Here is a 13,396-nt window from a genome sequence, read left to right as displayed (position 1 = left end):
TGCGGTGGTGCTGGTTCCGCCGGGCACGGGCCGCGGTGGTCGGGGTCAGGGGCGTCGTCGCGCCTGGGGTGTGTGGCGCTGCAGCAGTCGTTCGAGCGCGAGCGTCGCGAGGTAGAAGAGGAGCCCGAGGGCGATGGACGCCAGCACGTACGCCCAGGCGCGTGCGTAGGCGCTCGATGCGGCCGAGGTGGAGATGAGTCCGCCGAGGCCGCCGCGCGGGCCGCCGAAGTACTCGGCCACGAGGGCGGAGATCACGGCGAGCGACGAGGCGATGCGGATGCCAGTGAGGATGAATGGCCGTGCGGTCGGCAGCGTGAGCGTGCGCAGCACCTGGCCGGAACTCGCCGCGTAGGCCTTCATCAGGTCGCGGTGCACCGGCGTCGTCTGACGGAACCCGCGCAGCGTGTTGATGAAGACCGGCACGAACGACGCGATCGCGGCGATCGCCTGGCGGCCGAACTGGCTGTCGGCGCCGAACATCGAGTTGAGCACGGGGGCGAGTGCGACGATCGGGATGACCGCGAGCGAGGCCACGACCGGGGCGCTCATCTGGTCGATCGGCCGCCACCGCGCCGCGACGGCGGCCAGCAGGATGCCGAGGATCGACCCGACCACGAGGCCGACCAGCGCGTTGGTGCCGGTGATGAGCATCGCCTGAGCGATCGAGGGCCAATAGGCGATGAACTCCTCGATGATCGAGGCCGGGCTCGGCAGCAGGTAGTCGGAGACGCCCACCACACTGACGAGGAACTGCCACGCGCCGAGCACGATGAGCCCCACCGCGATGGGCGCGACGATGCGCAGCGTCGTCTCGGTGCGCGGACTCATGCGCGCGGGGCGGGCCCGTCGCCTCGTACCGGTCGGTGCGGCGGTGGCGCTCATCAGCGCATCTCCACTCCGCGCGGGCCGGTGCCGACGGGTGCGCCGCCGTGCAGCGCCTCGCGCACCGCGGTGACCATGTCGAAGAACGCGCGCTCCTCGCGGAGCTCATCGGTGCGGGCCGCGCGCTTGGCATCGGCGCCGAGGCGCATCGGCACGATCTCGCGGATGCGGCCGGGGCGGGGCGACATCACGACGACCCGGTCGGAGAGGAATACGGCCTCGGGGATCGAGTGGGTCACGAACACGACGGCCGCACCCGTCTCGGCCGAGATGCGCACGAGGTCGGACTGCATCTTCTCGCGCGTCATCTCGTCGAGGGCGCCGAACGGCTCGTCCATGAGCAGCAGTCGCGGCTGCTCGGCGAGCGAGCGGGCGATCGCGACGCGCTGCTGCATGCCGCCCGAGAGCTGGTCGGGGTAGCGGTCGGCGAAGTCGGCGAGCCCGACCATGTCGAGCAGTTCGGCCACGCGGGCACTGCGAGCAGCGGATGCCACGCCGTGCAGTTCGAGCGGCAGCGCGACGTTGCCCGCGACCGTGCGCCACGGCAGGAGCCCGGCCGACTGGAACGCGATGCCGTACTCCTGGTCGAGGCGCGCCTGTCGTGCGCTCTTACCGAACACCGCGAGCGTGCCGCTCGAGGGGTCGTCGAGGTCGGCGACGAGGCGCATGAGCGTCGACTTGCCGCAGCCGCTCGGACCGATGAGCGAGACGAACTCGCCCGCGGCGACCGTGAGGTCGATCGAATCGAGCGCCTGCACCTGGCCGGTGCGGGTCTCGAAGACCTTGTCAACGCCGCGCACCTCGACGGCGGCGGTCGAAGCTGCGGGGGCGGTGACCTGGGGCTCGCTCATGCGGCCTCCTCCGTTCGTCGGTAGTTCCTGAGGATCACGCCGAGCAGGGCGATCGAGCCGGCGGCCACGAGGCCCAGCACGATCGCGCCGAAGATCGGCGCCCACGCCTTGGCCGGGTCGCCGGAGGCCTGCCCGGCGAACTGGATGAGGATGCGACCGATGCCGCCCTGCAGGCCCGTCGAGACCTCGGCGACGACCGCGCCGATCACGGCGTTGGCCGCGCCGAGCCGGAGAGCGGGCAGAAGGTAGGGCACGGATGCCGGGAACCGCAGCTTCACGAGCGTCGTCCAGTAGCCCGCCGCATAGGTCTGCATGAGCTCCTCGTGGATGCGGTCGGGCGATTGCAGCCCCTTCAGCGCGCCGATGGCGATCGGGAAGAACGCGAGGTAGCTCGCGATGAGGGCGACCGACATCCAGTCCTGCCACTCGAACGAGCCGATCTCGACGCGGGAGCCCCAGCTCTTCACGACCGGCGCGAACGCGATGAGCGGCACGGTCTGGCTGATCACGATCCACGGCAGCAGGCCCCACTCGGCGAGGCGCCAGCGCTGCATCACGAGCGCGAGCCCGATGCCCACGACGACGCCCACGAGCCATCCGGCCGCGGCGATGCCGAGCGTCGTGAGCGCGGCCAGCGCGACCACGCTCCAGAGCGGCAGCGCGCCGTCGGCCCGGGTGACGGGTGCGGCGAGGCGAGCGCCCATGTCCCAGATGTGGGGCATCGCGAGATCGGTCGTGCGCGGCAGCACCCTGAGGCCGCCGAGCACGACGCCGTCGGCGGGCCCGAGCAGCTTGTAGCCCTCCCAGATGAGCGCGATGACGAGGATGCCGGCGAGCCCCCAGGCCCAGCGGCCGAGCTCGCGGCCCGCCCGCCCCGGGCGACGCGGCGCGCGCGGGCCCGACGCCGGCGCCGCGGCATCCGTCGCCCTCGTCTCGCGCACGCCGGTCTCGATCATGCCTTCGCCGTGAGGTGCTCGGAGAGCGCCGGGATCACGGTCTCGCCGTAGACCCGCAGCGTCTCCTCCTTGTTGTCGTGCTGGAGGTAGCCGGCGAACTGGTCGACGCCGAGCGCCTTCAGCTGCTCGAGCTTCTCGATGTGCTGCTCGGCGGTGCCGAGCACGCAGAACCGGTCGACGATCTCGTCGGGCACGAAGCTCGTGTGCACGTTGCCGGCGCGACCGTGCTCGTTGTAGTCGTAGCCCTCACGGGCCTTGATGTAGTCGGTGAGCGCGTCGGGCACCGCGCCGTGCGCACCGTACTTCGTGACGATGTCGGCGACGTGGTTGCCGACCATGCCGCCGAACCAGCGGCACTGCTCGCGCATGTGCTCCCAGTCGTCGCCGATGTACATGGGCGCGGCGACGCAGAACTTGATCGACATCGGGTCGCGCCCGGCGGCCTCGGCCGCGTCGCGCACGTGCTTGATCATCCAGGCGGCGATGTCGACATCGGCGAGCTGCAGGATGAATCCGTCGCCCACCTCCCCCGTCAGCTTCAGCGCCATCGGGCCATACGCGGCGACCCACACCTCGAGCTCCGAGCCGTGGCTCCACGGGAACTGCAGCTGCGAGCCGTGGTACTCCACCGGGCGCGAGTTCGCGAGCTCGCGGATGACGTGGATCGCCTCGCGGAGCTCGGCGATCGTCGTCGGCTTGCCGTTCGTGACACGCACGGCGGAGTCGCCGCGACCGATGCCGCAGATCGTGCGATTGCCGTACATCTCGTTGAGGGTCGCGAAGATCGACGCCGTCACCGTCCAGTCGCGCGTCGCCGGGTTGGTGACGAACGGTCCGACCTTGACCTTGCGGGTCTCGGCGAGGATCTGGCTGTAGATGACGTACGGCTCCTGCCAGAGCAGGTGCGAGTCGAAGGTCCACACGTGCGTGAACCCGTGGTTCTCGGCGAGCTTCGCGAGCTGGATGGTGCGCGATGCCGGGGGGTTGGTCTGCAGGACCGCTCCGAATTCCATCCGTGCTCCCTTTCGTCGTGTCGGGTCAGATGAGGCGTGCGCCGGCGAGGTGCCGGGTCAGATCAAGTACTGGCTGAGGCCCCGCTTCAGGAACCGGCCGTCGCCCTTGGCGCCGAGGTACTGGTCGCCGTCGACGATGACCTTGCCCCGCGAGAGCACGGTGTCGACGTGGCCGTCGATCTCGTAGCCCTCCCACGCGGAGTAGTCCATGTTCATGTGATGGGTCTTGTCGAGCCCGATCGAGGTGTGGCCGTTCGGGTCGTAGACGACGATGTCGGCGTCGGCGCCCGGCTGGATCACGCCCTTCGTGCCGTACAGGCCGAACATGCGCGCGGGAGTGGTGCTCGTGAGCTCGACCCACCGCTCGAGCGTGATCTCGCCGGTGACGACGCCCTGGTACATGAGGTCCATGCGGTGCTCGATCGAGCCGATGCCGTTCGGGATCTTGCGGAAGTCGCCGAGGCCGAGCTCCTTCTGGTCCTTCATGCAGAACGGGCAGTGGTCGGTCGAGACCATCTGCAGGTCGTTCGTGCGCAGCGCCTGCCACATCGACTGCTGGTGGCCCTCTTCGTGCGAGCGCAGCGGGGTCGAGCACACCCACTTCGCGCCCTCGAAGTGACCCCACTGCTCGCTGGATGCGCCGAGCTGCTCCTCGAGCGAGAGGTAGAGGTACTGCGGGCAGGTCTCGCCGTAGACGTTCTGCCCCTTGTCGCGCGCCCAGGCGAGCTGCTCGACGGCCTGCTTCGCCGACACGTGCACGACGTAGAGCGGTGCGCCGGTGAGCTTCGCGAGCATGATCGCGCGATGCGTCGCCTCCTCCTCCATCTCCCAGGCGCGGGCGACGCCGTGGTAGAACGGGTCGGTCTTGCCCTGCTCCACGAGCTGGGCGGCGAGCACGTCGATCGCGGGGCCGTTCTCGGCGTGCATCATCGTGAGCATGCCCGTGTCGCGCGAGACCTGCATGGCCTTCAGGATCTGCGCGTCGTCGGAGTAGAAGACGCCCGGGTAGGCCATGAACATCTTGAAGCTCGTGATGCCCTCGTCGGGCAGGCGCCGCAGCGTCGCGAGCGATGCCTCGTTGACGTCGCCGACGATCTGGTGGAATCCGTAGTCGATCGCGCAGTTGCCCGCGGCCTTCTCGTGCCATGCGGCGAGCCCGTCTTCGATGCGCTGCCCGTAGGTCTGCACGGCGAAGTCGATGATCGAGGTCGTGCCGCCCCACGCGGCCGCGCGGGTTCCGGTCTCGAAGGTGTCGGATGCCTCGGTGCCGCCGAACGGCAGCTGCATGTGGGTGTGGGCGTCGATGCCGCCGGGGATGACGTACCGGCCGGTGGCATCGATCACCCGGTCGACGGATGCCGCGACATCCGTGCCCAGGATGGTCGAGCCCGGCTCGAGCACGGCGCGGATGGTCTCGCCGTCGACGAGCACATCGGCGGCGGCGCGGCCCGTGGCACTCACGACGGTGCCGCCGGTGATGAGGGTGGTGGTCATGCTCGCTCCTTCGCGTGGCTCGTCGGACTACGGCTTGGGGATGGAGGTGTAGGAGTCGGGCCGGCGGTCGCGGTAGAACTGCCAGGCGTTGCGGACGCCCCGGATCATGTCCATGTCGAGGTCGCGCACGACGACCTCCTCGTCGGTCTCGGAGCCGTACCCGCCCACGATGTTGCCCTGGGGGTCGCAGAACTGGCTCTTGCCGTAGAAGTTCACCGCCAGGTCGCCGTACTCGTTGTCTTCGAGGCCGACGCGGTTGGCCGCGGCCACGAAGTAGCCGTTGGCTGCGGCGGCGGCCGGCTGCTCGATCTCCCAGAGCCGGTTCGAGAGGCCGGGCTTCGTCGCGTTCGGGTTGAAGACGATCTGCGCGCCGTTCAGGCCCAGCTCGCGCCAGCCCTCGGGGAAGTGCCGGTCGTAGCAGATGTAGACGCCGATCGGGCCGACGGCGGTGTTGAACACCGGGTAGCCGAGGTTGCCGGGGCGGAAGTAGAACTTCTCCCAGAACTTGTCGAGGTTCGGGATGTGGTGCTTGCGGTACGAGCCGAGGATCGTGCCGTCTGCATCGACGACGACCGCGGTGTTGTAGTAGACGCCCGGCTGCTCCTCCTCGTAGATCGGCAGCACCATGACCATGCCGAGCTCCTTCGCGAGTGCGGCGAAGCGCTGCACGATCGGGCCGTCGGCGGGTTCGGCGTAGTCGTAGTACTTCACGTCTTCGGTGATGCCGAAGTACGGGCCGTAGAAGAGCTCCTGGAAGCAGATGACCTGGGCGCCCTGCGCCTTCGCATCACGGGCGAACTGCTCGTGCTTGTCGAGCATGGACTCCTTGTCGCCGGTCCAGGTCGTCTGCGTGATGGCCGCTCGGACGATCGTCATGTTGCCTCCTGAGTCGGTCGGCGTCGTTGCCGTGCACTCGATGGGCGTGGAACAGAGGTGCTCACCGGGTGGTGCTGTGACGCCGAGGCTGTGCTGCGGACTGCGTCGTCCGGAGCTTCCGAACGGGTGCGCGACCCGTTCTGTTATTGTTCGGCGTGAACATTTCTCTTGTGTTTCACACTGTGACGTTGTGGTTACTTATCTTGTCCCTCACGTCGTGAGGAGGCAATGGTCGTGTCAGGTATTCATGTGAATGGATCTCGGATGACTGCGATTCGACTCGAGGGCGCGGAGCTCATCGCGCTCGCGGAGTTCGGCGAAACGACCCCGCGCGGCATCGCCGGGGTGATCGCGCGGCTCGTGAACTCGGGCGAGCTCGCCGCCGGCACCCGGCTGCCGACCGTGCGCGAACTCGCGAGCGAGCTCGGCGTCAGCCCCGCCACGGTGAGCCAGGCCTGGCAGGCGCTCTCGCGCACGGGGCTCATCGAGTCGCGCGGGCGGGCCGGCAGCTTCGTGCGTCCGCTCTCGCAGGGCTGGCTCGCGCCCCGCATGCGCGGCATGGCCGCCCCGAACGATCCCGTGCGCCTCGATCTCTCACGCGGCACGCCCGACCCGCTGCTGCTGCCGGCGCTCGGCCCGGCGCTCTCGCGGGTGTCGGCGCGCGCCGAGACGGGCAGCTACCAGGCGGAGCCCGTGATCCCGGGGCTCGCGGCAGTGCTCGCCGACTCGTGGCCGTCGGAGGTCGAGACGATCATGGTCGTCGACGGCGCCCTCGACGCGATCTCGCGCACCCTCGACGAGCTCGTGCGCTACGGCGACCGGGTCGTCGTCGAGAGCCCCGGCTTCCCGCCGTTCCTCGACCTGCTCGACCTCCTCGGCGCCGAGGCCGTGCCGGTCGCGGTCGACGAGGCGGGCATGACGCCCGAGGGGCTCGCCCGGGCGTTGCACCAGCAGCCGGTCGCGGTACTGCTGCAGCCCCGGGCGCAGAATCCCACCGGGGCGTCGATGACGGTCGGCCGTGCCGAGGCGCTGGCGCGGGTCATCCGCTCGGCCGAACGCGCGGGCGATGTGGTCGTCATCGAAGACGACCACTCGGGCATGATCTCGACCGCCGGCGACGTGACGCTCGGCACGTGGCTGCCCGAGCAGGTCGTGCACGTGCGCAGCTTCTCGAAGTCGCACGGCCCCGACCTGCGCATCGCCGCGGTCGGCGGGCCGCGCGACCTCGTCGACCGCATCGCCGCGCGGCGCATGCTCGGCCCCGGCTGGACCTCGCGGATGCTGCAGACGATCCTGCTCGACCTGCTCACCGACGGCGCCTCGCTCGACGCGGTCGCCGAGGCGCGGCGCCAGTACTTCACGAGGCAGCGCGCTCTCGGCGATGCGCTGCGATCGCGGGGCGTGCCGGTCGCCCCCGCCGACGGCGTGAACCTGTGGATGCCCGTGCTCAGCGAGCGGTCGGCGCTCGTGCAGCTCGCGGCGTCGGGCGTGCGGGTCGCGGCGGGCACGCCGTTCCTCGCCGCTTCGGGGAACGGCACGAGCACCACCGGGAACGGCCGCTCCCGGCCCGGCGGTGACTACGTGCGGGTGACGGTCGGCATGGTGCGCGACGACGTCGACGAGGTGGCGGATGCGCTCGCGACGGCGGCGCAGCACGTGGTCGCGGGCGGGTACTGACCGGGCGCCTCCCCGACGCGGCATCCACGGCGAGCCGGCGTGCAGGAGCCGCCCGTCACGCCTTCGCGCTGCTCGGCACCCGTGCGTAGTGGTCGGCGCTCATCGTCAGCTCGGCCCGACCGCCCGTGATCGAGCGCAGGTCGAGCACGTAGCGCCCGAGTTCGGCCTCCGGCACGTTCGCCACGATGCGGGCGCGGCCGTCGCCGACGACCTCGGTGGCGCTGACCCGCCCGCGGCGACCCGAGAGATCGGTCAGCACCGTGCCCTGCAGGTCGCTCGGCACCGTGACGGTCACGAGCGACACGGGCTCGAGCAGCACCGTGCCCGCTTCGGCGAGCGCCGCCTTCGCGCCGATCGAGGCCGCGGTGCGGAACGCCATGTCGGAGGAGTCGACCGAGTGCGACTTGCCGTCGACCAGCTCGACCCGAACGTCGACGACCGGATGCCCCTGCGGACCGCCTGCCGCGAGGGCATCGCGTGCCCCCTTCTCGACGGCCGGGATGTACGAGCGCGGCACCGCCCCACCGACGACGGAGTCGACGAACTCGAAGCCGCCGCCGAGCGGCAGCGGCGAGACCCGCAGCTGCACGACGGCGAACTGGCCGTGCCCGCCCGACTGCTTCTTGAGCCGCCCCTCGACCTCGGCCCTGCCCGCGATCGTCTCGCGGTACGCGATCGGCGCCGCCGCGGTCGTGACGTGCACGCCGAAGACGCGCGCGAGCCGCTCGACGGCGACGTCGAGATGCGTGTCACCGAGGCCGCGGAGGATCGCGTGGCCTCCGGTTCGGTCGATCACGAGCGTCGGATCCTCGGCGACGATGCGGCCGAGGGAGGTCATGAGCTTCTCGTCGTCGGACTGCGTGGCCGGCGTGAGGCTCAGCGCGAAGACCGGCTCGCGATGCGGCAGCGGCGCGGGCTCGGCACTGCCGCTCGCGCGAGTCCAGAGCAGGGTGCCGGTCGGCGACCCGGTGAGCTTGGCCACTGCACCGACCTCGCCGGCCCGAAGCGCATCGGCGGGCAGGTGCTCCGCCCCGCGCAGGCGGAAGAGCCCGTGCAGGCGCTCGTCGGCGCCGGTCGTGGCATTGACCAGCCGATCGCTCGGGTGCACGACGCCCGAGAGCACCTTGAACATCGACACCTGCCCGACGAACGGGTCGGCGACGGTGCGGAAGACGTGCAGCACGGTGTCGCCATCGGGGTTCGGCGCCACGGCGACCGCGGTGCCGCCCATCACGATGCGGCTGTCGTGGTCGAGCGCCGACGGCGCGAGCGCGCACACGAGGTCGGCGACCCGGTCGACGCCGGCGCCGGTCAGCGCCGAGCACACGACCACCGGGATCGCCCGGCCCGCCGCGACCTCGCGTGCGAGCGTGCGTTCGAGATCGGATGCCGCGGGCTCGCGCCCGTCGAGGTACGCCTCGAGCTGCTCGTCGTCGTGGGACACGATCTCCTCGGTCACCTCGACGTGCAGCCGGTGCTCCTCGGGCTCGACCGCGGCGGGCAGCGCTTCATCGCGATGATGGCCCGTGTCGTCGTAGACGAGAGCCTGCTCGCTCAGCACGTCGGCGAGCGCGGTGAAGTCGTGCTCCTCGCCGAGCGGCAGCTCGAGCGCCACGAGTCGGTCGCCGAACACCTCGCGGAGCTCCCCCAGCACCCGACGGAAGTCGGCCCGCGCCTTGTCCTCCTGGGTGATGACGACGATGAGCGGCACCCCGGCCGCCTGTGCGGCGGCCGCCGCGAAGCGCGTGCCGGCGGTCACGCCGTCGACCGCGCTCACGGTCAGCAACGCGGCATCCGCCACCGCGAGCGCCGTGTCGAGACCGCCGACGAAATCGGGGTGGCCCGGCGCGTCGGCGAGGGTCATCGTGTGCTCGACGCCGTCGGGTGCCGCCCAGCCCAGGTGGGCGAGCGAGAGCCCGAGGGTCATGCCTCTCGCGATCTCCTCGGGCTCGTGGTCGCCGGTCGTGGTGCCCTGCTCGACGCTGCCCGCCCTCGGGATCGCGCCGGCGCGCAGCAGCAGCGCTTCGAGCAGGCTCGTCTTGCCGGAACCTGCGGCGCCCACGAGGGCGACGGTCCGGTGGGTGGGGGTCGATGCCGAGTTCATGTGGCCTCCCGCGCCGGTGCGGTGCTGTCCGTCCCATCGTGTACCCGGCGGGCCGCGAGCGCCAGCCTTCTGCGGGCTCGACCCGACGAAACGGCGGTCGCCGCGTGTACCCGGCGGGCCGCGAGCGCCAGCCCTCCGCGAGTCGGCGCGGCTCAGCTCGCCGGCAGGAGCCTGACCCCGGCGCGGTCGAGCTCGAGCATCGCCGGCGAAGCGGCATCCGCATCGGTGACGACTCCCGCCACCTCGTCGAGGGGCAGCACCCGATACGTCGAGGCCGCACCGATCTTCTCGGTGCTCGCGAGCACGTAGGTCTCGGCGGCCGAGCGCGCGAGCGCGCGCTTCATGGCCGCCTCCTCCGCATCGCCCGTAGTGAGGCCGGCCTCGGCGTGCACCCCGGTGACGCCGAGGAAGAACAGGTCGGCGCTCACATCGCGCAGGGCCTCGACGGCGATCGCGCCGCACGTGACCATCGAGTGCCGGTAGACGCGGCCGCCGATGAGCTGCAGTTCGATGTGCTCGTGCTCGGCGAGCGCCACGGCGATGGTCGGGCTGTGCGTGATGACGGTCGCGTGCAGTGAGCGCGGGAGCGCACCGACGAGGGCGAGCGTGCTCGTACCGCCGTCGAGCAGCACGGTCGCGCCCGGTTCGATGAGTGCGGCGGCGGCCGCGGCGATGCGGTGCTTGCTCTCGGGCTCGATGCGGGTGCGCGCCTCGTAGGGCGAGGTGGCCGGCGAGGCCGGCAGCGCTCCGCCGTACACGCGCTGGCAGAGGCCCGCCGCCGCGAGTTCGCGGAGGTCGCGGCGGATCGTGTCCTCGGAGATGCCCAGATCGGCCGCGGCATCGGCGGCCACGATGCGGCCGTCGCGCTGCAGCAGTTCGAGCAGCAGTTCACGGCGTTGCGCGGTCAGCATGCACGTTCCTCCTTGTTTCTACACATTCTTGCACGTTATGGTGTCGAGCATGTCGAAACCACTGCTCATTCTCATCGCCGGCCCCTACCGCTCGGGCACCGACGGCGACCCCGCCCGCATCGCCCGCAACCTCGAACGCCTCGAGCAGGCCTCCTGGCCGATCTACGAACGCGGCCACGTGCCGATGATCGGCGAATGGGTCGCGCTCCCCATCCTGCGCGTGGCGTCGACGGATGCCTCGGGCCACGACGCATCCGCCGGCTCATCGCCCGTCGAGGGCGACGTCATGTACACGACCGCCCACCGCCTGCTGCAGCACTGCGACGCCGTGCTGCGCCTCGAGGGCGCCTCGCACGGCGCCGATCAGGACGTGCGCATCGCGGAGGCCAGGGGCATCCCGGTCTACCGCTCGATCGACGAGATCCCGGTGTTCGCGGCCGACGCCGCGGCCTGACCTCTCGCAGAACCCACGAGTCGTGTGCGAGTCGGAATCGGGCTCGCACACGGCCGTAGGGTTGAACGGTGCAGATCACGGTGCTCGCGGGCGGAGTCGGAGGCTCGCGCTTCGTGCGCGGCGTGCGCGAGGAGTGCGCGCGGCGCTGGCCCGACGGGCACGGGGGCACCGAGGCATCCGTCACCGTGATCGTGAACACCGGCGACGACATCTGGCTCGCCGGCGTGCGCCTCATGCCCGACTTCGACTCGCTGCTCTACTCGCTCGCGGGCGTCAACGACACCGAACGCGGCTGGGGCCGGGCGGGCGAGACCGAGCGCGTCGCCGCAGAGCTGCGTGAATGGGGCGCCGGCTGGCCGTGGTTCACCCTCGGCGACCTCGACCTCGGCACGCACCTCGCGCGCACGGCCTGGCTCCGCGACGGCGCGACCCCGTCGGAGGTGGCGCACCGTCTGCAGCAGCGCTGGCCGCTCGGCGTGCACCTGATTCCCGCGACCGACACCGAGGTCGACACCGACGTGCTCGTCGCCGACCCCGACAAGCTCGACGGCGAGCGCGAGATGCACTTCCAGGAGTGGTGGACGCGCTACCGCGCCACGCTGCCCGCGATCGCGTTCCGGCAGCGGAACATCGAGACGGCCCGGCCGGCACCCGGGGTCGTCGAGGCGATCGTCGGGGCCGACATCGTGCTCATCGCCCCGTCGAACCCGGTCGTCTCGATCGGCACCATCCTGTCGGTGCCCGGCATCCGCGAGGCGCTCGCCGAGACCTCGGCGCCCGTCGTCGGCGTCTCGCCGATCATCGGCGGCAAGGTCGTGCGCGGCATGGCCGACGCGTGCCTGCCCGTGATCGGCGTCGAGACGAGCGCCGAGGGGGTCGGCCGGCACTACGGCTCGCGGTCGACGGGGGGCCTGCTCGACGGCTGGCTCGTCGACGAGACGGATGCCGCCGCGCTCGCGCCCCTCGAGGCGATCGGGCTCACCGCGGCATCCGTGCCCCTCTGGATGCGCGATCTCGACACCTCGGCCGATCTCGCCGGTGCGGCGCTCGACCTCGCGGTCTAGGATTGAGCCGACCCGCCGGTCTGGATCTGATCGGCGTGTGCGGCCCGGCATTGGGCTGCGAGTCCCCGACGACGTCGGTGCCCTACTCGCACGCCACCCGGAGGCCTGATGCCCACGTTCCGTCCCCTCTTCATCGCCGCGCCCGTCGCCGCCGTGCTCCTGCTCGCCGGGTGCGCGACCGGAAGTGCCGCCGGCCCCGCCGACGCGGATGCCGCGCCCGACGCCGCGGCATCGGGGTTCCCGCTCACGATCGACAACTGCGGCACCGAGGTGACCTTCGCGGCGGCGCCCGAGCGGGTCGTCACGATCAAGTCGTCGACCCTCGAGCTGCTGCTCGCCCTCGGCCTCGAAGACCGCGTCATCGGCTCGGCCTTCAGTGACGGGCCGGTGCCCGAGTCGTACGCCGACGCCGCGTCGGGCATCGAGTCGCTCTCCGACAAGGTGCCGTCGCAGGAGGCGACGCTCGCGGCAGAGCCCGACCTGGTCTTCGCCGGCTGGGAGTCGAACCTGTCGGCCGAGGGCGCCGGAGACCGCGAGACGCTCGCGAAGCTCGGCGTCTCGACGTACGTCGCGCCGGCCGCGTGCAAGGGCGAGGGCTACATGCCGAACCCGCTCACCTTCGACGAGGTGTTCCGCGAGTTCGAGGAGGCGGGCGACATCTTCGGCGTTCCGGATGCCGCGGCCGACCTGGTCACGACGCAGCGGGCCGAGCTCGACGCGATCGAGCCGAACACCGACGGCCTCACGGCGCTCTGGTACAGCTCGGGCGACGAGACGCCGTTCGTCGGCGCGGGCATCGGCGCACCGCAGATGATCATGGAGGCCGCCGGCCTCGAGAACATCGCGGCCGACGTCGAGGACACATGGACCTCGATGGGCTGGGAGGCGATCGTCGCCGCGAACCCCGACGTCATCGTGCTCGTCGACGCCGCGTGGAACACCGCCGAGCAGAAGATCGCGCACCTCGAGTCGAACGCGGCGACGGCGGCCCTCCCTGCCGTTCAGGCGAAGCGGTATCTCGTCGTCGACTTCCCGGCGACCGAGGCCGGCGTCCGCAACGTCGGCGCGGTCGCGTCGCTCGTCGAGCAGCTCGGGGCGCTCGGCTGATGAAGAC

At 71.3% G+C, this 13,396-nt stretch carries 12 protein-coding genes; 4 read left to right on the top strand and 8 right to left on the bottom strand.

What is annotated here, in order from left to right; translation table 11 throughout:
• Nucleotides 1-45: 45 nt before the first annotated feature.
• From JOE59_RS17190 to JOE59_RS17165, 6 genes are read right to left on the bottom strand one after another with little or no spacing between them, the layout of a single operon-like run.
• Nucleotides 46-882: an ABC transporter permease gene (locus tag JOE59_RS17190; RefSeq protein ID WP_204462654.1), complete on the bottom strand. Its 837-nt coding sequence runs from the start codon at nucleotides 880-882 to the stop codon at nucleotides 46-48.
• Entirely contained in the window at nucleotides 882-1,733 is an 852-nt protein-coding gene (locus tag JOE59_RS17185) for an ABC transporter ATP-binding protein (RefSeq protein ID WP_204462652.1), read from the bottom strand. The genes JOE59_RS17190 and JOE59_RS17185 overlap by 1 nt, the downstream gene beginning before the upstream one ends.
• The gene (locus tag JOE59_RS17180) at nucleotides 1,730-2,689 is read right to left on the bottom strand and encodes an ABC transporter permease (protein ID WP_204462650.1); all 960 of its coding nucleotides are present in this window, start codon (nucleotides 2,687-2,689) and stop codon (nucleotides 1,730-1,732) included. The genes JOE59_RS17185 and JOE59_RS17180 overlap by 4 nt, the downstream gene beginning before the upstream one ends.
• Complete coding sequence (locus JOE59_RS17175) at nucleotides 2,686-3,702, bottom strand: TIGR03842 family LLM class F420-dependent oxidoreductase (RefSeq protein WP_204462648.1); 1,017 nt, start codon at nucleotides 3,700-3,702, stop codon at nucleotides 2,686-2,688. The genes JOE59_RS17180 and JOE59_RS17175 overlap by 4 nt, the downstream gene beginning before the upstream one ends.
• Nucleotides 3,703-3,759: 57 nt before the next feature.
• Entirely contained in the window at nucleotides 3,760-5,196 is a 1,437-nt protein-coding gene (gene hydA / locus JOE59_RS17170) for a dihydropyrimidinase (RefSeq protein ID WP_204462646.1), read from the bottom strand.
• 27 nt (nucleotides 5,197-5,223) lie between these two features.
• Nucleotides 5,224-6,072, bottom strand: a complete 849-nt coding sequence (locus JOE59_RS17165; RefSeq protein WP_074259602.1) for a nitrilase-related carbon-nitrogen hydrolase — start codon at nucleotides 6,070-6,072, stop codon at nucleotides 5,224-5,226.
• 264 nt (nucleotides 6,073-6,336) lie between these two features.
• On the opposite strand from JOE59_RS17165, the gene JOE59_RS17160 reads away from it, so the two are divergent.
• A complete protein-coding gene (locus JOE59_RS17160) occupies nucleotides 6,337-7,749 on the top strand; it encodes an aminotransferase class I/II-fold pyridoxal phosphate-dependent enzyme (RefSeq protein WP_204462643.1) in 1,413 nt (470 codons plus the stop codon).
• Between the two features lie 55 nt (nucleotides 7,750-7,804).
• On the opposite strand, the gene JOE59_RS17155 is transcribed toward JOE59_RS17160, so the two are convergent.
• Nucleotides 7,805-9,853: an elongation factor G gene (locus JOE59_RS17155; RefSeq protein WP_204462641.1), complete on the bottom strand. Its 2,049-nt coding sequence runs from the start codon at nucleotides 9,851-9,853 to the stop codon at nucleotides 7,805-7,807.
• Nucleotides 9,854-10,005: 152 nt separating this feature from the next.
• Entirely contained in the window at nucleotides 10,006-10,764 is a 759-nt protein-coding gene (locus JOE59_RS17150; RefSeq protein WP_204462639.1) for a DeoR/GlpR family DNA-binding transcription regulator, read from the bottom strand.
• 49 nt (nucleotides 10,765-10,813) lie between these two features.
• Here JOE59_RS17150 and JOE59_RS17145 point away from each other — a divergent pair, with 49 nt between their 5' ends.
• From JOE59_RS17145 to JOE59_RS17135, 3 genes are all read left to right on the top strand, one after another.
• Complete coding sequence (locus JOE59_RS17145) at nucleotides 10,814-11,218, top strand: DUF4406 domain-containing protein (RefSeq protein WP_204462636.1); 405 nt, start codon at nucleotides 10,814-10,816, stop codon at nucleotides 11,216-11,218.
• 68 nt (nucleotides 11,219-11,286) lie between these two features.
• Complete coding sequence (gene cofD / locus JOE59_RS17140; protein WP_204462634.1) at nucleotides 11,287-12,282, top strand: 2-phospho-L-lactate transferase; 996 nt, start codon at nucleotides 11,287-11,289, stop codon at nucleotides 12,280-12,282.
• Nucleotides 12,283-12,390: 108 nt separating this feature from the next.
• Nucleotides 12,391-13,389, top strand: coding sequence for a putative F420-0 ABC transporter substrate-binding protein (locus tag JOE59_RS17135; protein WP_204462632.1), 999 nt, complete (start codon nucleotides 12,391-12,393; stop codon nucleotides 13,387-13,389).
• The last annotated feature ends 7 nt before the right edge of the window (nucleotides 13,390-13,396 follow it).

The organism is Agromyces cerinus, assembly GCF_016907835.1.
In the GTDB taxonomy this organism is placed as follows: domain Bacteria; phylum Actinomycetota; class Actinomycetes; order Actinomycetales; family Microbacteriaceae; genus Agromyces; species Agromyces nitratus.
This window is presented reverse-complemented; position numbering and strand designations above follow the sequence as displayed.

Coding starts and splice junctions, on each gene's coding strand:
- JOE59_RS17145 (WP_204462636.1), top strand. CDS start 10,814: ATGTCGAAACCACTGCTCATTCTCATCGCCGGCCCCTACCGCTCGGGC.
- JOE59_RS17165 (WP_074259602.1), bottom strand. CDS start 6,072: ATGACGATCGTCCGAGCGGCCATCACGCAGACGACCTGGACCGGCGAC.
- JOE59_RS17180 (WP_204462650.1), bottom strand. CDS start 2,689: ATGATCGAGACCGGCGTGCGCGAGACGAGGGCGACGGATGCCGCGGCG.
- JOE59_RS17135 (WP_204462632.1), top strand. CDS start 12,391: ATGCCCACGTTCCGTCCCCTCTTCATCGCCGCGCCCGTCGCCGCCGTG.
- JOE59_RS17175 (WP_204462648.1), bottom strand. CDS start 3,702: ATGGAATTCGGAGCGGTCCTGCAGACCAACCCCCCGGCATCGCGCACC.
- JOE59_RS17150 (WP_204462639.1), bottom strand. CDS start 10,764: ATGCTGACCGCGCAACGCCGTGAACTGCTGCTCGAACTGCTGCAGCGC.
- JOE59_RS17155 (WP_204462641.1), bottom strand. CDS start 9,853: ATGAACTCGGCATCGACCCCCACCCACCGGACCGTCGCCCTCGTGGGC.
- JOE59_RS17190 (WP_204462654.1), bottom strand. CDS start 882: ATGAGCGCCACCGCCGCACCGACCGGTACGAGGCGACGGGCCCGCCCC.
- hydA (WP_204462646.1), bottom strand. CDS start 5,196: ATGACCACCACCCTCATCACCGGCGGCACCGTCGTGAGTGCCACGGGC.
- JOE59_RS17185 (WP_204462652.1), bottom strand. CDS start 1,733: ATGAGCGAGCCCCAGGTCACCGCCCCCGCAGCTTCGACCGCCGCCGTC.
- JOE59_RS17160 (WP_204462643.1), top strand. CDS start 6,337: ATGACTGCGATTCGACTCGAGGGCGCGGAGCTCATCGCGCTCGCGGAG.